The 17,426-nt window shown below is 32.6% G+C and carries 20 protein-coding genes; 18 read left to right on the plus strand and 2 right to left on the minus strand.

Going from position 1 to position 17,426, the window contains the following annotated elements; genetic code table 11:
* Nucleotides 1-61: 61 nt before the first annotated feature.
* Both trxA and AAFN75_RS03965 read right to left on the minus strand, forming a co-directional pair.
* Nucleotides 62-358, minus strand: coding sequence for a thioredoxin (gene trxA, locus AAFN75_RS03960; RefSeq protein WP_411808324.1), 297 nt, complete (start codon nucleotides 356-358; stop codon nucleotides 62-64).
* 81 nt (nucleotides 359-439) lie between these two features.
* Entirely contained in the window at nucleotides 440-832 is a 393-nt protein-coding gene (locus AAFN75_RS03965; RefSeq protein WP_411808325.1) for a hypothetical protein, read from the minus strand.
* Between the two features lie 126 nt (nucleotides 833-958).
* On the opposite strand from AAFN75_RS03965, the gene AAFN75_RS03970 reads away from it, so the two are divergent.
* The 18 genes from AAFN75_RS03970 to dps all read left to right on the plus strand — a co-directional run bounded on the left by AAFN75_RS03970 (nucleotide 959) and on the right by dps (nucleotide 17,159).
* Nucleotides 959-2,464 carry a PAS domain S-box protein gene (locus AAFN75_RS03970; RefSeq protein ID WP_411808326.1) on the plus strand — a complete coding sequence of 502 codons (1,506 nt, stop codon included), beginning with the start codon at nucleotides 959-961 and terminating at the stop codon, nucleotides 2,462-2,464.
* Nucleotides 2,461-3,513, plus strand: coding sequence for a response regulator (locus tag AAFN75_RS03975; protein ID WP_411808327.1), 1,053 nt, complete (start codon nucleotides 2,461-2,463; stop codon nucleotides 3,511-3,513). The genes AAFN75_RS03970 and AAFN75_RS03975 overlap by 4 nt, the downstream gene beginning before the upstream one ends.
* 89 nt (nucleotides 3,514-3,602) lie before the next feature.
* The gene (locus AAFN75_RS03980; protein ID WP_411808328.1) at nucleotides 3,603-4,442 is read left to right on the plus strand and encodes a universal stress protein; all 840 of its coding nucleotides are present in this window, start codon (nucleotides 3,603-3,605) and stop codon (nucleotides 4,440-4,442) included.
* Nucleotides 4,443-4,576: 134 nt separating this feature from the next.
* Nucleotides 4,577-5,425, plus strand: coding sequence for a universal stress protein (locus AAFN75_RS03985; RefSeq protein WP_411808329.1), 849 nt, complete (start codon nucleotides 4,577-4,579; stop codon nucleotides 5,423-5,425).
* 129 nt (nucleotides 5,426-5,554) lie between these two features.
* Nucleotides 5,555-6,394: an ATP cone domain-containing protein gene (locus tag AAFN75_RS03990; protein WP_411808330.1), complete on the plus strand. Its 840-nt coding sequence runs from the start codon at nucleotides 5,555-5,557 to the stop codon at nucleotides 6,392-6,394.
* A gap of 12 nt (nucleotides 6,395-6,406) precedes the next feature.
* Complete coding sequence (locus AAFN75_RS03995) at nucleotides 6,407-7,780, plus strand: MBL fold metallo-hydrolase RNA specificity domain-containing protein (RefSeq protein WP_411808331.1); 1,374 nt, start codon at nucleotides 6,407-6,409, stop codon at nucleotides 7,778-7,780.
* Nucleotides 7,781-8,001: 221 nt separating this feature from the next.
* A complete protein-coding gene (locus tag AAFN75_RS04000; RefSeq protein ID WP_411808332.1) occupies nucleotides 8,002-9,273 on the plus strand; it encodes an aminotransferase class V-fold PLP-dependent enzyme in 1,272 nt (423 codons plus the stop codon).
* A 227-nt stretch (nucleotides 9,274-9,500) separates the two neighbouring features.
* Nucleotides 9,501-10,070, plus strand: a complete 570-nt coding sequence (locus AAFN75_RS04005; RefSeq protein ID WP_411809269.1) for a TetR/AcrR family transcriptional regulator — start codon at nucleotides 9,501-9,503, stop codon at nucleotides 10,068-10,070.
* Between the two features lie 174 nt (nucleotides 10,071-10,244).
* Nucleotides 10,245-10,907 (plus strand): DUF2461 domain-containing protein, encoded by a 663-nt coding sequence (locus tag AAFN75_RS04010; RefSeq protein WP_411808333.1) that lies wholly within the window; start codon nucleotides 10,245-10,247, stop codon nucleotides 10,905-10,907.
* Nucleotides 10,908-11,030: 123 nt separating this feature from the next.
* Nucleotides 11,031-11,168 (plus strand): hypothetical protein, encoded by a 138-nt coding sequence (locus AAFN75_RS04015; RefSeq protein ID WP_411808334.1) that lies wholly within the window; start codon nucleotides 11,031-11,033, stop codon nucleotides 11,166-11,168.
* Nucleotides 11,169-11,305: 137 nt separating this feature from the next.
* Complete coding sequence (locus AAFN75_RS04020) at nucleotides 11,306-12,076, plus strand: MBL fold metallo-hydrolase (RefSeq protein WP_411808335.1); 771 nt, start codon at nucleotides 11,306-11,308, stop codon at nucleotides 12,074-12,076.
* 32 nt (nucleotides 12,077-12,108) lie between these two features.
* Nucleotides 12,109-13,353 (plus strand): MFS transporter, encoded by a 1,245-nt coding sequence (locus AAFN75_RS04025; protein ID WP_411808336.1) that lies wholly within the window; start codon nucleotides 12,109-12,111, stop codon nucleotides 13,351-13,353.
* A gap of 89 nt (nucleotides 13,354-13,442) precedes the next feature.
* A complete protein-coding gene (locus tag AAFN75_RS04030; RefSeq protein WP_411808337.1) occupies nucleotides 13,443-14,297 on the plus strand; it encodes a helix-turn-helix domain-containing protein in 855 nt (284 codons plus the stop codon).
* 102 nt (nucleotides 14,298-14,399) lie between these two features.
* Entirely contained in the window at nucleotides 14,400-15,065 is a 666-nt protein-coding gene (locus tag AAFN75_RS04035; protein ID WP_411808339.1) for a peroxiredoxin-like family protein, read from the plus strand.
* Nucleotides 15,066-15,077: 12 nt separating this feature from the next.
* The gene (locus tag AAFN75_RS04040) at nucleotides 15,078-15,470 is read left to right on the plus strand and encodes a DoxX family protein (RefSeq protein WP_411808340.1); all 393 of its coding nucleotides are present in this window, start codon (nucleotides 15,078-15,080) and stop codon (nucleotides 15,468-15,470) included.
* Between the two features lie 135 nt (nucleotides 15,471-15,605).
* A complete protein-coding gene (locus AAFN75_RS04045) occupies nucleotides 15,606-16,010 on the plus strand; it encodes a nuclear transport factor 2 family protein (protein ID WP_411808341.1) in 405 nt (134 codons plus the stop codon).
* A gap of 25 nt (nucleotides 16,011-16,035) precedes the next feature.
* A complete protein-coding gene (locus tag AAFN75_RS04050; RefSeq protein WP_411808342.1) occupies nucleotides 16,036-16,641 on the plus strand; it encodes a cysteine hydrolase family protein in 606 nt (201 codons plus the stop codon).
* A 44-nt stretch (nucleotides 16,642-16,685) separates the two neighbouring features.
* Nucleotides 16,686-17,159 carry a DNA starvation/stationary phase protection protein Dps gene (gene dps, locus AAFN75_RS04055; protein WP_411808343.1) on the plus strand — a complete coding sequence of 158 codons (474 nt, stop codon included), beginning with the start codon at nucleotides 16,686-16,688 and terminating at the stop codon, nucleotides 17,157-17,159.
* Nucleotides 17,160-17,426: the final 267 nt, after the last annotated feature.

Below are 17,426 nucleotides of genomic sequence, written 5' to 3' on the forward strand. Positions count from 1 at the left end.
AACAAACCCCTAATTACCAAAATTAAAATGCGCTATATGGCTTCGAGATTATTTGTACGCTTTAATTTGAATTGATAACTGCTATAATATCATTTTTTTGAAGTACTCCAGATTGCCTCCAAACCTGATTTCCATTTTTAAAAAGCAACATTGTTGGCACACCACGTACTTGGTACTTTGCTGCTAGCAATTCATTTTTATCAACATTAATTTTCACAATCTTTACAGTATCTCCAAGCTCTTTTTTAACATCCTTTAATATTGGAGATAGCGTTTTACATGGGCCACACCAATCAGCAAAAAAGTCTACTAAAACACATGGTTCTGATTTTATAATATTGTTAAAACTACTTTTCATTTTCTAATATATTTATCCCATTTTTAAGTTTAAAATCGTCAATTAAACTGCGGTTTCAAAGGCTGAAACACGAGAATAACTTTAGGATATTTTTAACTCTATATCTAATTTTGCTAACAAAGTAAGTTCAGACTTATTAATACCCGAAAAAGCATAAGCAATTGCCGAAGCCGTTTTTAATATTAGGCTTTTAATCTCTTTAGTAAATAAGTGACTTTGGCTTTTTTTGTAATTAATAAAATCGTCAAAACAAGTCTTCGTGTTAAGCGATCTAGCTTCATTAAGCCAATCGAAAACAAATTCAATTTGGTAAGCGGCATCTGTACCAAAAGCATCTTCAATAGCATCTACCTCTAACCATTGCTTTTTTACTAATAGTTTTAGTTTCTCAAATTCTTTCGCACTTACTTTACCATCTATAGCTGCAATAGCATAAAACAACTTACCAAGGTTTTGATAAAACTGTAGTGTCATTTTCTTTTTAACCACCATATGTTAAGGGCTTTAAACCAAACCAAATTTAGAGGTAATATTAGTTTTAAAGAATGATATAAATCAGTTATCTTTAATCACTTTACCAATTAAACCATTAAAACTTATATGTTTCAGCAAGATAAAGATATAACTAAGGTGCTTTTAGATGCTGTTTCCGAAGGCGTTATAGTAGTTGATGAACACCAAAACATTGTTGAAACTAACGATTCTGCCAACAAAATGTTTGGTTATGCTAAGGGCGAACTCATAAAACAACCACTAAATATTTTAATTCCTCAAAACTATCATGCTGGTCATGGCGCTCATTTTAATGGTTTTATGAAAGATAAAGCCCGCCGACAAATGGGACATGGTCGCGATCTTTATGGCGCGCGTAAAGACGGTAGTGTTTTTCCTGTTGAAGCAGGACTTAATCCGTTTACTGTTTACGGAAAGGGGTATGTTATGGCTCTAGTAATAGACATTAGCGAGCGTAAATACATGGAACAAGAACGCAATCACTTGGCTAATATTTTTCAAGAATCACTTAATGAAATATATGTATTTGCTAACGATGATTTAAAATTTATAAACGTTAACTATGGTGCGCAAAAAAACATAGGTTACAGTTTGGAAGAGCTTAAAACCATGACTCCTGTTGACATAAAACCAAAATTTACAGAATCACAATTCAGACAAAAACTAGAATTACTTAATGAGACTAAAGAAGAAAAGATTGAATTCGAAACGGTCCATCAACGAAAATCTGGTAGCACTTACCCTGTAAATGTACATTTACAGCGTTCTAAACTAGGCGATAAAGATGTTTTTTTAGCCATTATTTTAGATATAACGGAACAAAAAAATTATACTGAAAATTTGGAGAAAACGGTTGCTGTGCGTACCGCAGAACTGAAAACAGCTTTAGCTACCGAAAAGGAATTAAACGAGTTGAAAACAAAATTCTTATCTATGGTTTCGCATGAATTTAAAACCCCTTTAAGCGGTATTTTAACGTCAACCATGTTATTAAATAAATACAAATTAACCGAACAGCAAGATAAACGAGAGAAACATATTAATACCATTACAGAAAAAGTACAATACCTTAATACTATATTAAATGATTTCCTTTCGATAGAAAAACTAGAGAAAGGTAAAATCAATTATAAATTTGCCACTTTTAAGTTAAGTAAAGTTCTTAACGAGGTTATCTATAATGCCAATATGCTATTAAAAGCTGGACAAAAAATTAACTACCCAGAGAATATAGATGATATTTCGTTATACCAAGATGAAAAAATATTAGAACTAACTTTATCCAACTTAATCTATAATGCTATAAAGTACTCTTCTGAAAACACGATTATTGACATAAAGATTTCTCAAAATGAAACAACTACCGTTTTTATAGTAAAAGATAATGGTATTGGTATTCCGGAGAAAGATCAAAAAAACATATTTAATCGCTATTTTAGAGCTGAAAATGCATTACTAATACAAGGTACAGGTATTGGACTAAATATTGTAAAAGACCATTTAGAAAGCTTAAATGGCAGTATAACATTTAAAAGCATAGAGCACGAAGGTTCAACATTCACTATAGAACTACCCAATAAAGCACAACAATGAAAACAGTATTATTAATAGAGGACGACACCGTATTAAGAGAAAACACAGCCGAGTTATTAGAGCTTTCGGACTACGAAGTTATTACAGCCGCCAACGGGCAAATTGGTCTTGAAGTTGCAAAAGATAAAAATCCAGATATTATAATCTGTGATATCATGATGCCTATTTTAGATGGATATGGTGTGCTAGAAGGCCTATCAAAAGATAATAGCACCAAATTTATACCGTTTATATTTTTATCTGCCAAAACAGAAAGACAAGATGTAAGAAAAGGCATGAATATGGGAGCAGACGACTATATTACAAAACCCTTTAATGAAGATGAAATTTTAAGCGCTATTGAAAGTAGAATAGCAAAAGCTGCTATTTTAAAGGAAGAACGCGAATTAGCTTTAAATGATTCAACTAATCCAGAAGAACAATTAAGAACAATTAACGACCTAAAAAATTTCTTCGACGATAATGGCACCATTTTTAACTACAGTAAAGGCGACATTATTTATAAAGAAGGTAATAACTCTAATTATGTCTATTTAATTTTAAAAGGTGTTGTAAAGTGTTATAAATTTGATGAAAAAGGAAAAGAACTTACCACAGCCCTTCATAAAGAAGATGATCTCTTTGGCTATACATCATTCACGCAAAATATACCTTACCGAGAAACAGCAACAGCTTTAGGAGAGTTAAAAATGGTTGGTGTTGCTAAAAACGAACTAAAAGATATACTAGACCAAAACCACAAGGTAGCCCTAGAAGTTATTCAATTACTAACCGATGACATTACAGGAGTTAAAGACCAATTATTGCAAATGGCTTACAGTTCTGTACAAAGAAAAACAGCATCAACAATTATAAGATTTGCCGAAAAAATAAATTCGAAACCTGAAGATCCTATTAAAATTTCTCGTAATGATTTGGCAAGTGTAGCTGGAATTGCGACAGAAACATTAATAAGAACCTTGTCCGATTTTAAAAAGAAAGGCCTCATAGAAATGGAAGGCAGAAATATTAAAGTTATTAATCTTCAAGAATTACAGGACATCTACTAGCCTAATACACAAGTATTTCTAATATGATGGATATCATATTTTAATAGGCTTCATCATTTTAGATTTGTATTTACTAAGAAATTTAAAAGATGAATGTTTTATTACCTACGGACTTCTCAGAAAACTCATGGAATGCTATATCGTATGCCATTGCTTTTTTTGAAAATACGGAATGTAATTTTTACCTACTTCATGTTAACAGAATTGAAGGTATGGTTGCTAGTGCAGAAAATTATATAACAACAGAAGACGTTATTGAAGAAATTTACACCAAGCCTTCTCGCACTAAATTAAGACAGCAATTAAAACAAGTTAGAGAGAACCATAAAGTAAACAAAAACCACCGTTTTTATACACTTACCGAAAATTATTTCTTTTTAGAAGCCATAAGAAAACATGTTGAAGAAAAGAAAATAGACATGATTGTTATGGGCACCAAAGGTGCATCAGGCCTTAGCAAATTCATTGTTGGCAGTAACACTGGCGATGTTATTACCAAAGTGAAATGTACCACCTTAGTAGTACCAGAATGTGCAAAATATAATAAGCTACAAGAGGTTGCATTTACATCAGATTTTAACCTCACTTACGATCTTAATATACTACAACCTTTAACAAATGTATTAAAAGATACAAAAGGCAATTTACGAGTTATTCATATTCAAAATAAAGACACTACATTAAATCCCGAACAACTTAATAATAAGGAATTACTAAATGATTATTTTGAAGAGTTTAATCCAAGCTTTCATTTTCTTACCAATAAAAATGTTGAAGATGCTATTGAATGCTTTGTAGAAAGCAGGTCTGTAGACATGATAGCAATGGTAGCCAAAAACCTAAATTATTTTCAAAATATTCTATTCCACTCTAAGGTTGAAAAAATAACATACCACACAGATATTCCTTTTTTAGTATTACACGAGTAGCACATTTACGCTTAAATTAAATAGACACCTAAATAGTTTTAGCACAATGCCTTAAAATGGCACATCTGATATATATCATAGTTTCTAGATTTTTTAAAGCTTACTTTCCTAACAGAAATCTAAAACCAATTATCATGCTATCTATTTTAATTCCTACGGATTTTTCAGAAAACTCTAAGAATGCCATTAACTATGCGCTAGAATTTTTTAAATATCAAAAAACCGAATTCTATTTCATGCATGCGTATCAAAATGAATTTTACGATCATGAAGAATTAGCCTCTCGAGACGTTTTTAATGATGTTTTAACTCGTGTTAGAAATGAGTCGCAATCTAATTTAGAACAACTTATTACAGAGGTAAAAAAAACAGCGCCTAATCCTAGATTTACCTATCACTGCATTTCGGCTTATAACACTTTAATAGAAGAAGCTAATCTTATTGCAAATGCAAAAAATATAGATTTGATTGTTATGGGCACTAAAGGTATATCAGACGAAAGGCATATTGTATTTGGCAGCCAAACATTTCAAGTTTTAAAATATGTGCCATGTCCTGTTTTGGCTATTCCTTCCAATTACACCAATACTCGACCTAAACGAATTTTATTCCCCACTAACTATTTAATGCCTTACAAACGTCGCGAGCTAAAACTACTTTCCATTTTAGCCAAACCTAACAGAAGCTGCATCGATGTTTTATATGTTTCTAAAATTAACAAACTTTCCATAAGACAAGAAGATAACAAAGCTTTTATAAAAGATGCCTTGAGTGAAAACGAAGTAAAATTTCATCATGAAGACAGCAGAAAAATAGCCGATACTATCAAGACTTTTATAGAAGAGAAAGATTTCGATATGATTACCATGGTTAATACACAGCATTCGTTTTTAGAAGATATGTTATTCCCTTCTAATATCGATAAGGTGAGTCTTGGGTTAACTATACCCTTATTAGCTATGCAAAACACAGCACGCGTTTAATATTTAAAATCGTAAAAAAGATGCTATTACTTCTAAGTCTTTTTTATATGATGCTTAATCTCAATTAGTATTCGTGCTTCATTTTAAGCTAAACTGGCTTAACCGAATAAGTATAAAAGTTATTATAACATGAATATTTCTAATATAGATATTATTAAGTCCTCTGGTGAAAAAGTAAAATTTTCATTGGAAAAATTACGAACATCCTTAAAACGATCCGGGGCAGATAACCAAGTTGTCAATCAAATTATAGATAAGGTTCGTGATGAGCTCTACCAAAGTATATCAACCAAAGAAATATATAACAGAGCGTTTGCATTACTTAAAAAAAGCAAGAGTCATTTTGCTTCAAAATACAAACTCAAGAAAGCCATTTACGAGTTAGGACCAACGGGCTTTCCTTTTGAGCGTTTTGTTAGCGCTATTTTAAAATATTCGGGCTACAAAACAGAGGTTGGTACTATTTTACAGGGCAAATGTGTTTCGCATGAAATTGACGTTATAGCGCGAAAAAATTCTGAAGCGACTATTATAGAATGTAAATTTCATAGTGAAGAAGGTCTTAACTGTAATGTTAAAATTCCTCTGTATATCAATTCTAGATATCAAGACATAAAAAACAATTGGCAAAAACTAAAAAAAGACGAAGAGTCACTTACCCAAGGCTGGGTCGTTACTAACACAAGATTCACCAAGGACGCCATACAATATGGTAATTGCTGCGGACTGTATTTATTAAGTTGGGATTACCCACTAAACGATGGTTTAAAAGATAGAATTGATCGTTTAGGTCTATACCCAATTACCGTGTCTACACTGCTTTCTAAGCGTGAAAAAAATTTTCTTTTAAGTCGATCTGTAATCCTTTGCAGAGATTTAATTAACGATAAATTTTATTTAGATCATCTTGGTGTTTCCGAGACACGGAAAAAGAAAATTCTAGATGATATTTCACATTTATGTGGCTAAAAATATATTAACATGGAAAAATTTGTAAAAATCAGTTTTTTAGGTGCGGCAGGAGTTGTTACGGGTTCTAAATTTTTAATTGAAACTTCAGAAAAAAACATCCTTATAGATTGTGGTATGTTTCAAGGCTTAAAAGAACTTAGAGAACTTAATTGGGAAAATCTCCCTATAGATGTAAGCACTATCGATGTAGTTTTATTAACGCATGGCCACTTAGACCATGTTGGCTATCTGCCACGTTTAATAAAACAAGGCTTTAAGGGTAAAATTAAAGGCACTGCTCCTACTTTGGCTATAGCAGAAGTAATATTAAGAGATAGCGCTAAAATACATGAGGAAGAGGCGAAAAAGGCAAATGAGGAAAATTACACAAAACACAGTCCTGCTTTACCATTTTATTCCAAATTAGATGCCGAAAAAACCATTAAACAATTTGAAGTAGAGATTGAAGATACTTGGATTCAATTATCAGAGCATATATCTTATCGCTTTCAATACAATGGCCATATTATAGGAGCAACCTTTATAGAATTAGACATTAACGGGAAGCGTTTTGTGTTTTCTGGAGATATAGGCCGAAAACACGATTACTTACTATACGCTCCTAAAAAACCTAAAAAGGCCGACTTTTTATTTATTGAGAGCACTTATGGTAACAAATTACATCCGGCAGAAAATATTGAAGATGTACTAACCCAAATTATTTTGGAAACCATCAATAAAAAGGGGAATCTTATAATACCAAGTTTTGCTGTAGAGCGCTTACAAATGCTCATGTTCATTTTATGGAAACTATATCAAGACAATAAAATTCCAAACATCCCAATATTTGTTGATAGCCCAATGGGTAAAAACGTATTGGATGTTTTTAAACGTTTCCCTAAATGGCATAAACAATCTCCTAAAGAATTTGCTGCTATGTGCGAGCATGTAAACATAATTCAATCCTACAAAGAAACCTGGGAAACCATTGACGATAAACGCTCTAAAATTGTGATGGCAGGAAGTGGTATGGTTACAGGAGGACGCGTTTTAACCTATTTACAACAACTTATTGATGAGCCTTCAACAACAGTGCTATTAGTTGGCTATCAAGCAGAAGGCACTCGTGGCAGACAATTACAAGAAGGCGCACACGAGATTCGGTTTTACGGAAAATACTATCCTGTAAAGGCTACTATAAAAAACATTGAAAGCTTATCGGCTCATGCAGATCAACAAGGCCTATTAGATTGGCTTAGCGATATTAAAAACGCACCAGAAAAAGTATACCTAATACATGGTGAACCAACAGCCTTAGACGCGTTTAGAGTAAAACTGAAAGACCTATATAATTGGGACGCTACTATACCTAAGCTAACCGATGTAAGTAAGTTAATGGTTTAAAATTAAATTAGTATAACTGATAATTATCATTTCATAAATGATTCACTAAAAGTAATTTAGGAAAATATTTGAAAAAATATAAAACAAAAACTTGGATTATTAAGCAACTTACAAAAACGATTTCCTAAAGCTGAACAGGTTATCACACTTTTGTAACGCGCAAGAAAGCAGAACATGATTTAAGGGAATTGTGTTTTGCTTTCTTATTAAACACACACACCATGAAAACCACACAAAAACATTTACGCTACGTAGAATGGCTTAATGCTGAAGAAATGCATGAAGCTTCAAAAGATGATGTACTAATAACTGTTGGTACAGGTATGACTGGCGCAATAAATAAGTTTCAACGTATTTTAGGACTCAAACTGAGTGAAAATTTAAAAGACCATACAGAAGTTCCAGAGGAAAAACGCCCAATTATTTTTGTATCTCACATGGAACACCATTCTAATCAAACCTCTTGGTTAGAAACGATTGCAAGAGTAGAAGTTATTCCTTCAAATGAAGCTGGTTTTCCTTGTGTTATAAAATTAGAAGCGCTTATTGAAAAACATAAAGATTGCCCTATTAAAATAGCTGCAATCACAGGATGTTCCAACGTTACAGGTATTAGAACAAACTACCGTGAAGTAGCAAGAATCATGCATCAAAACAATGGGCTTTGCTTTGTAGATTTTGCATGTTCTGCACCTTATGTAGATATCGATATGCATCCTTCTAATGATGAGGAATCTTATTTAGATGCTATAACATTTTCTCCACATAAATTTTTAGGTGGACCAGGAGCTTCAGGTGTATTAATTTTTAATAAAAAATTATATAAAAATTTAGTGCCAGATAACCCAGGCGGCGGCACAGTAAGTTACACAAATCCTTGGGGCGATCATGATTATATTGATGATATTGAAACTCGTGAAGATGGAGGAACACCAGGTTTTCTTCAAGCCATAAAAATTGCACTTTCCATTCAATTGAAAGAAAAAATGGGGGTCCAAAATATTTTGGATAGAGAGCATGAGTTAAATGACATAATTTTTGAAAAGCTCAGAACGATAGAAAATTTAAAAATATTAGCACCCGAACATGAAGATAGATTAGGAGTTTTTTCTTTTTATATTGAAAATGCACATTATAATCTCATCGTTAAATTACTTAATGATAGATTTGGTGTACAAACTCGTGGAGGTTGTTCTTGTGCTGGTACCTATGGGCACTATTTATTAAACGTTGACCATTTAACTTCTAAATCCATAGAGAAAAAAATCTTGGATGGTTGTCTTTTAGAACGTCCAGGTTGGATTAGGATGTCTATTCATCCTACGATGACAAACGATGAAATTTCTTTTATTTGCGATGCTATAAAACAAGTTGCAGAACACTTTGAAACTTGGGGAACAGACTATAAATATGATGCTGTTAAAAATGAATTTGTTCATAAAAAAAATCACAGCGTAGAAGAACAAATTACTCAAAATTGGTTCAGCTTATAACTGTGATAAGTGATTTCGCTTAGTTTTAAAACAAGGCACTTTTTTAGTGAAGCAACCGAGATAAAAGCTCAGCTATTTTGATGAGGCCTTTTTACAATACTGATTAATTATAAACTTAAGCTAAATTTAATTTTATCTTTGAACAGATTGGTTGATAAAATGAAAACTTCTAAATACCTCAAATCATCACTAAAAAACAAAAATCTAAAGAACCCAAATATGTTGCAATATTAGCAGCAGCGGAAGAACTAATTCTAAAAGATGGCTTAGCGGCATTCAGCATCAATAAAGTTGCAAAAATGGCTGGTGTTGCCAAAGGTACTGTCTATTTGTATTTTGATGATAAAGAAGAAATAATTGGCACTATAGCTATAATGGCTAGAAATTTATTGCTAGACTATTTTAAGAAGTACACTCAGGACGAAAAAGATTCAATCGAAAAAATCAAAGGTATTTTTTGGGCAGATTATTATTTCTCTAAAGAACAAAAAAGATATCATCAGCTTATTACTTTCTATGAGCAAAATTCTGGTTTAAATGAAACAGGTGAACTTGCTAAAAAAGGACACGAGATTTCTATATATATTAAGGGAATTATCGATGAAGCTATAGAACGCAAAGCTATTAGACAAGACCTAAATAGCGCATCACTCAGCTTTATGTTTTGGGGAATGACTGGAGGCATTATGCAACTTGTTGAAACTAGAGAACAACAATTATCAAATAATTTAAATACTACAGCCAAGAATTTTTTTGAATTTTTTGTAAATACAACTGTAGAAGGTCTAATTCCATAAATATATCCTATATCTCTATTATGTTTAACTATATTAAAAATAAGTTAAACATTAGCATTTTGCTAACACATTAATGACCGACGGTCATTTGTATTTGCTGTATAAAATGCAACACCTTTTCGAATAAATTAAAATTGCATAAATACATTCTTCATTTTTAAAATAATTAGAAACATGAACACTAAAAACTATATCTGGGACTTTCTTCTAGACCTTCAAAAAAACAATAGTAAGGAATGGATGGATGAAAATAGAAAACGATATCATACAGCTAAACAATATTGGTTAGATGAAGTTGAAGCCATCTTAGAACGTATGAAAATACACGATCCATTTTTCAATCAATTCAAACCAAAAGACGTGATTATGCGCATCACTAATAACAGAATGTTCAACAAGAACAAACCTATTTATCGTGCTAATTTTTCGTGTTCACCTTTTACAAAAGACGAACGTATATCTAAATTCTTTTTTGCTTTTGGTCCCGAATTCACATTAATAGGCACTGGTCTTTATCGGCCAGAAAAAGACGTTTTGGAAAGCGTTAGACAAGCTATAGATTATGATGCTCAAGAGCTTATTGATATTTTGAATGAAAAAAAGTTTAAAAAATTATTTGGAGGTCTAGCTGAAGATGAGCACGCACTTAAAACAAGTCCAAGAGGCTACGCCAATGACCATCCTAATATAGAATTACTAAGACGAAAAAGTTTTACAGCAACCTATAATCCGACAAAAAAAGAACTTATAGACGGTAATCTAGCAGATATTATTGAAGACGTTGTACTCACAGCAAAACCATTTATACAATGGTTAGAAAAAGCAACTAGTGTTTAATTAAACTAACTAAAAATTTAAAAGTTTACAACTTACGAGTAAAATAAAAAATGCTTTTTACTACTGAACCCAAATGAGCCACCAGGCATTAATGGAGGCTGTAAGGGTATTGAAACGCATTTAGTGATTGAAAGTAATGAGCCCGAAGATGTAATTCAGGCCTTTATAACAGATTGCACAAATACCTGTATGGCAATGCAAGCTTTTGTAAATGCTACACCTAGTAAAACCGTTGTGCATTTAAATGGAACAACACTTTAAAGTAAAAAAATAAAATTTAATCTTAAAATATAAATACGATGTCTATAAATATAAACAGAAACAAAAAAGCAGCAGAAACAAATCGAGTCTCTAGAATATACAACTTAGGAGATATGAAAATAACGTCATTATTAGATATGACGGCAATCGCAGATGAACCAAGGCTTGAATATGCAGCAGCAATACCTGAAGCTGAATTCAATAAAGTTTCAAAAGAAAATTTCATTTCTTCCACTTCTCTGCAAGCCTATATGAGCCCTACGCTAATTGACACCGGAAAAGAACGTGTTTTAGCAGATACTGGACTAGGCTTTGGCGGACTTATGCAGTCACTTAAACAAGCAAATGTATCGCCAGAATCTATTGATGTGGTTGCGATTTCTCATATGCATCCAGACCACATAGGCGGATTAATTAAAGACGGAAAACCAAATTTTCCCAATGCAAAATATGTTGCAGGTGCAGTTGAATATAATTTCTGGCAGAAACTAGGAGAAGGTAATTTAGTAAGTGACATGGTGGCAAAACAAGTGACTCCACTAGCAGAAAAAATGACATTTATAGATGATGGAAATTCAATAGCCAGTGGAATTACTGCAATGGCTTCATTTGGTCATTCGCCTGGACATTTTTGTTTGCATTTAGAAAGTAATGGAGAGCAATTAGTATTAACTGCAGACCTCGCAAACCATTATATCTGGTCTTTTGCGCGTCCAGATTGGCATTTTAAGTTTGATGCAGACGCTGAAAAAGCGGTGACGTCTCGACGTAAAATTTTAGGAATGTTAGCAGCGGATAAAACACCTATGATTGGGTATCATATGCCATTTCCTGGAATAGGCTACGTGGAGGAAAGAGGAAATGGATTTCGTTTTGTACCTGCTTCGTACCAACTCGCTAAACATTAAAAATTGTTAAACTAAATTTTAAAAATTATCCGATGAACCAAAAGAAAACAATAGACATTGTATTCGTAACCATTTTAATTGAAGTTATAGGATTTTCTATGATTATTCCTATTCTACCATTTATGTTTACAGACCCTAACTCTCCCAGTTACGTATTGCCAGCCGCTATGTCTAAAGAGACAGGCTATTTATTATTAGGCATATTATTCTCCATTTATACGTTTGCTCAATTTTTTGCAAATCCGGTTTTTGGACAATATTCAGATAAATTTGGACGGAGGCCTTTGTTAAAAGGTGCAATTATGGGCACTGGAGTTTCTAATGTGTTGTTTGCCGTTGGTATTTTAATAGGTAATCTTCCACTACTTTTTATTGCCCGCTTTTTTGATGGTATTACTGGAGGGTCTATCGCCATTGCACAGTCAGTTGTTGCAGATATTTCAGAACCTAAAGACCGAGCTAAAAATTTCGGTATTGCAGGGGCAGCCTTAGGATTAGGGTTTATGATTGGTCCGTTTTTGGGAGGACTTCTTTCTAATTCAGAACTGGTGCCTTGGTTTGGTCCTTTTTTCGCATTTATGGTGTCTGCTGTATTTTCATTTACAAATGTATTCTTATTGCATAAGCGTTTACCAGAAACATCTCCCATGGATAAATCCCTAGATGTAAAGCTATTTAAATCTTTGGGCAACATTTCTGAAATAATAAAAACCAAAGCTAACCGAGTGCTTTATGGAAGTAGCTTTATTTACTCTTTTGCTTTTACGTTGTTTACTTCTTTTTTAGGAGTATTCCTCCTAAAACGATTGGATTATTCTGAAACTAATATTGGGTTATTGTTTTTCTATATTGGGATTGTAAGTATTATTTCGCAAACCCAATTAGTACCAAGAATAGATAAGTTGTATCAGCAATATAAAATAAGTATAGTGAGTGCATTTGTTTTGTTTGCAGCGTTAGGCCTTTTAACTTTTACTACAAGAACAATGGAGTTGTTAGTGTTTGTTTTGTTTTTTGCTTCTGCAAACGAGTTGCTGCGTACAGGCATTATAACCATTACGTCTCAAAGTGGTTCCAGAAAAGAACAAGGTAAAGTGTTAGGGTTTAGAGCCAGCGCAGATTCATTGGGTCAAACCATACCAGCCTTAATTGCGGGAGTTTTAGCTGGATTATATGGCTATGAATTTCCGATACAAGTCGCGACCGTTATTTTTGGATTTTTAGGATTGTTTATGCTTATTCTTAGAAAGTGGTTGATGTCTAAAAAGGAAAATTGAAATAGTGGAATTTAAAGTTTATTTTTACGCTTCCTGGACAGCTTATACAATTATTATCGTTTGTATAAACTCAAATTATCAATATAACCTTGGTAGAAATTGAAAATATTGGTTTTACTAGATTCATTAATCAACCGATTGATTTTGAAGTGATTCCTATTGAAGAACTTTATGAGCGATGTAAACAAAGTAACTTTGATATCTCGATTAGTCATAGAATTCAATTTCATGCATTAATTATTATTACGGAAGGTAAAGGTGTTCATAATGTTGATTTTAATGAAATTATACTTTCGCCAGGCGTTGTTATTCCTTTAGTGAAAGACCAAGTCAATTACTTTGAAAAAGAACTACAAGTAAAAGGTTATGTTATTTCTTTTAAAGCATCTTTTATTACTGACAATATAGGCGAAAAAGACCTCTTTCACTTTCTTCATTTATTCAATACAAAAAGTTTACTTACTGGTGAAGAAAATATCCCTAACCTAATTCCGTTTATTACGCTTCTAAAGAATATGCAAGAAAGTAGCAATCAAAATCTAAAAGCGGATTTTGCTAAAAACATCTTTCTTTCTCTACTTATTCAAATGAAACGTTTTACAGTGTATCAGCACGAAGTTTTTCAAAGTAAACGTTTTAAAGATTTTATTCAATTCAAACAGCTTATAAGTTTGCACTATCACGATAGCCACGATGCTAAGTTTTACGCAAAAAAATTGTTTGTATCCTATAAGTATCTCAATGATATTTGTAAAGAACTTGCTAATGTTACTGCAAAGGCTTTTATAGACAGTTGGTTGCTTTTAGAAATAAAGCGTAACCTTTCAGAAAAAAAATATACCACTCAAGAAATTGCCTTTAAAGTCGGTTTTCAAGAACCGTCAAACTTTATACGTTTCTTTAAAAGATATGAGGGTGTCACTCCAAGTAAATTTACAAATTAGCTTTAGTTATTTTTTTGGTTACATATTGACTATTTTTAATTTCAAATAGAATATCCACTTACTTGCCTTACGTACTAGTTTTGTGTCATAAAATTATTTACTATGACATTACAAGAACAATTACTTCAAATTAATGAAACCGGATTCTCCAGAATGCCAAAACATATAGCCAAAGTTTTGCTTGATGGAATTGAAGAAATCGCTTCTAGCGATTTAAAGAAAAACACGACCCAAGTTGGTGAAAAAATTGAGGATGCCTCTCTTATTGATGTTGCTGGAAAAAGCGAGAACATAAGCCAATTTATCGAGCAAGATTACCTTGTTTTAAACTTCTACAGAGGTGGATGGTGTCCTTATTGCAATATGGAACTACGTGCTTACGACGCCCTTCAAAAAAGTTTTCAAAACTTAGGTGCAAGCATTATAGCTATTAGTGCTGAGGTGCCAAATAACAATATGAAGACTTTCGAAAAGAACAGATTATCGTTCCCCGTGTTAAGCGATATAGATGCAAAATTTATGAAATCTCTAGGTATTGTATTTACGTTAAATGACGCTCTTAAAACTGAATACGCCAATTTTGGAATTGACTTGTCAAAGTTTCACGCAAACTTAAACTTTGAGTTACCAGTTCCAGGCGTTTATGTGATTAATAAAGACTTAGAGGTTATTTTTCAGCACCTTGAAGAAAACTATATGACAAGGTTAGAGCCAAGTGAATTACTAAACATCTTAAAATCTAAAACAAAACAAACAACTTTAATATAAAAAGTAAATATTATGAAAACAAACAAAACGATTTATTGGATAGCTACAGGTGTAATGACTCTTATTTTTACATTCTCAGCAGTTATGTATTTGACCAAGTATGATATGGTATCAGGATTCTACAATAATTTAGGCTTCCCGACTTGGATTATCTACCCACTGGCTTTTTTAAAAATCCTAGGCTTATTTGCGGTATGGTATAGAAAAAATAATATCCTAAAAGAATGGGCTTATGCTGGTTTCTTTTTTGATGCTGTATTAGCATTTTTTGCTCACTATATGGTGAGTGATGGTGAGTGGCCTCTAGCAGTAATAGCAATTATTGCTATCATTATTTCTAGAGTTTATGAACATAAAGTATTTTCAGGAACATTGGCGCAAAAAGAAGAAGTTCAATTTAATTAATACCAGCAATTTTAAATAGAAAATGGTATAAGTTATATATTGACTATAATTAATCAGATATCGATTACGCAAAACAATGGGTCTTGCCTTAATTTTGAAGTATAAAAAAATAATAATTTTAAAAATACAAATACAATGAAAACAGAAAAGAGAAATAACGGTACCAATACCGTAAAAAAGGTAATTGTAGATTTAATACAAACAGCAACAAATTATGATGTTGAAACGTTAGATACAATTTATCACAATGATTTAAATGTCATAATGATAGATACAGATGATAATTTAAATACGGCTAATAAAGAAGCCTTTAAAGGCCTTTTTAAAAGCAAAAGAGATGCTGGTGATCCACCAATGAACACATGGGCGAAATTTCACAAAATAGATGTGAATGGGAAAAATGCACATGTATTATTATCTCGTAAGAATAATCTAAGTGGGCAAGAACAAATTCTTATTCTAAGTATTGATTTGGTATTTGAAGATGGTCGTTGGCAGGTAACTCGTGAGGTGATTTTCTTGAGACCAGAAGAAAACTAAATTGTTTCATTTAAAAATATAAATTATGCAATTCAAATTAAATCCAGATAAGGCAGTGACCTTAATAGTGGATATGGAACGCTTATTTACAGAACCAGGTAGTCCATATAAAAACGATGCAGAGCCATTAATTGAGCCGATAAATGCTTTGACTTCTTATAGCAGAAAGATGGGGATTCCTGTAATACATTCGACTTATGCACTTAAAAACAGCAAGGAAGATTCTGGCCTCATAAGTAATTGGCCAGAAGTTGAGCAAGGGTATTACGAGCTAAGTTCACCTTGGACCAATTGGGACACTAGGTTAGTTCAAGAAAGTGAAGATTTTAAACATACAAGGAATAGACTAGGTGCCTTTTGGGGCGGTACTCTAGATGTGCTCTTAAAGGAATTAGGAAAAGAACAAATCATTCTTGGTGGTGTTAGTGTCAATAATGCCATCAGTTTTACGGCACACGAGGCATTTTCAAGAGACATACCTGTTTTTGTAGTTACAGAAACTACAGGACCCGCACCATTCGAAAATAAAGACTCTTTGGATGACTATTTACAAGTTATTGGTACTTGGGCAAGTGAAGTAGTTCCATTAGACAAGGTAATTCAACGTATGGATACAAAGCCAGTTCATTAATTAAAAAACTTTAGAACCAGTTTCTATGGCATAAACATAATCTTATGGCAGTATTAAAAAGCGCTCTTAAAATAGAAAACACAGAGGATGTAACACACATTTTGAATTTACAATTAGCAGATACTATCGATTTGTATAGTCAGCTAAAGCTGGCGCATTGGAATGTAAAAGGGAATAACTTTTATTCCTTGCACCAACTTTTTGATGACCTTGGGAATGACGTTCTAGGTTTCATTGATACAATAGCCGAACGTATTGCCTCTATTGGAGGAGTTGCTAAAGGCGGATTAAGCGATGTTACTAAAGCTTCTAGGTTAACCCCATTATCTAACACGAATAAGGGTCAATTGAATCTTTTAAAACAGCTATCTATTGCTTATGGAAATCTTTGCCAAACCTCACGAGATGCAATTAAGTTAATTGAAAATTTGGAAGATACTGCGTCAGCAGATTTAATGACTGAAGTAACAAGAGGTTTAGATAAAGGACTTTGGTTGTTAGAGTCTCATTTGCACTAAAATTTCGGAGAATATTTAAGATTATTATATTTAAAAAGGCATTGATCTAGTAATAGGGTTGGATGCTTATTGTTTTAAGGATTCTTTAAATTTTCTTCTTTCAGAAATTATAAGGATATAGAATTTGGCCACCCTATTTAGTTTCATTTGATATGCTTTAAATCATATGACTCTTCTATAACCTCCTTCGCAACGCTTCCTTTTCTCACTTTTAATAGGAAGTTTGACGCACCTTTGTCTGGTCTATCACATTATCACTATAAAATA

Origin of the sequence: Algibacter sp. AS12 (genome assembly GCF_046736315.1) — a bacterium.
GTDB lineage: Bacteria > Bacteroidota > Bacteroidia > Flavobacteriales > Flavobacteriaceae > Algibacter_B > Algibacter_B amylolyticus.

Excerpts from the sequence above, each read along its gene's own strand:
- trxA (WP_411808324.1), bottom strand. The coding sequence starts at position 358 with ATGAAAAGTAGTTTTAACAATATTATAAAATCAGAACCATGTGTTTTA.
- AAFN75_RS03965 (WP_411808325.1), bottom strand. The coding sequence starts at position 832 with ATGACACTACAGTTTTATCAAAACCTTGGTAAGTTGTTTTATGCTATT.
- AAFN75_RS03970 (WP_411808326.1), top strand. The coding sequence starts at position 959 with ATGTTTCAGCAAGATAAAGATATAACTAAGGTGCTTTTAGATGCTGTT.
- AAFN75_RS03975 (WP_411808327.1), top strand. The coding sequence starts at position 2,461 with ATGAAAACAGTATTATTAATAGAGGACGACACCGTATTAAGAGAAAAC.
- AAFN75_RS03980 (WP_411808328.1), top strand. The coding sequence starts at position 3,603 with ATGAATGTTTTATTACCTACGGACTTCTCAGAAAACTCATGGAATGCT.
- AAFN75_RS03985 (WP_411808329.1), top strand. The coding sequence starts at position 4,577 with ATGCTATCTATTTTAATTCCTACGGATTTTTCAGAAAACTCTAAGAAT.
- AAFN75_RS03990 (WP_411808330.1), top strand. The coding sequence starts at position 5,555 with ATGAATATTTCTAATATAGATATTATTAAGTCCTCTGGTGAAAAAGTA.
- AAFN75_RS03995 (WP_411808331.1), top strand. The coding sequence starts at position 6,407 with ATGGAAAAATTTGTAAAAATCAGTTTTTTAGGTGCGGCAGGAGTTGTT.
- AAFN75_RS04000 (WP_411808332.1), top strand. The coding sequence starts at position 8,002 with ATGAAAACCACACAAAAACATTTACGCTACGTAGAATGGCTTAATGCT.
- AAFN75_RS04010 (WP_411808333.1), top strand. The coding sequence starts at position 10,245 with ATGAACACTAAAAACTATATCTGGGACTTTCTTCTAGACCTTCAAAAA.
- AAFN75_RS04020 (WP_411808335.1), top strand. The coding sequence starts at position 11,306 with ATGACGGCAATCGCAGATGAACCAAGGCTTGAATATGCAGCAGCAATA.
- AAFN75_RS04025 (WP_411808336.1), top strand. The coding sequence starts at position 12,109 with ATGAACCAAAAGAAAACAATAGACATTGTATTCGTAACCATTTTAATT.
- AAFN75_RS04035 (WP_411808339.1), top strand. The coding sequence starts at position 14,400 with ATGACATTACAAGAACAATTACTTCAAATTAATGAAACCGGATTCTCC.
- AAFN75_RS04040 (WP_411808340.1), top strand. The coding sequence starts at position 15,078 with ATGAAAACAAACAAAACGATTTATTGGATAGCTACAGGTGTAATGACT.
- AAFN75_RS04045 (WP_411808341.1), top strand. The coding sequence starts at position 15,606 with ATGAAAACAGAAAAGAGAAATAACGGTACCAATACCGTAAAAAAGGTA.
- AAFN75_RS04050 (WP_411808342.1), top strand. The coding sequence starts at position 16,036 with ATGCAATTCAAATTAAATCCAGATAAGGCAGTGACCTTAATAGTGGAT.
- dps (WP_411808343.1), top strand. The coding sequence starts at position 16,686 with ATGGCAGTATTAAAAAGCGCTCTTAAAATAGAAAACACAGAGGATGTA.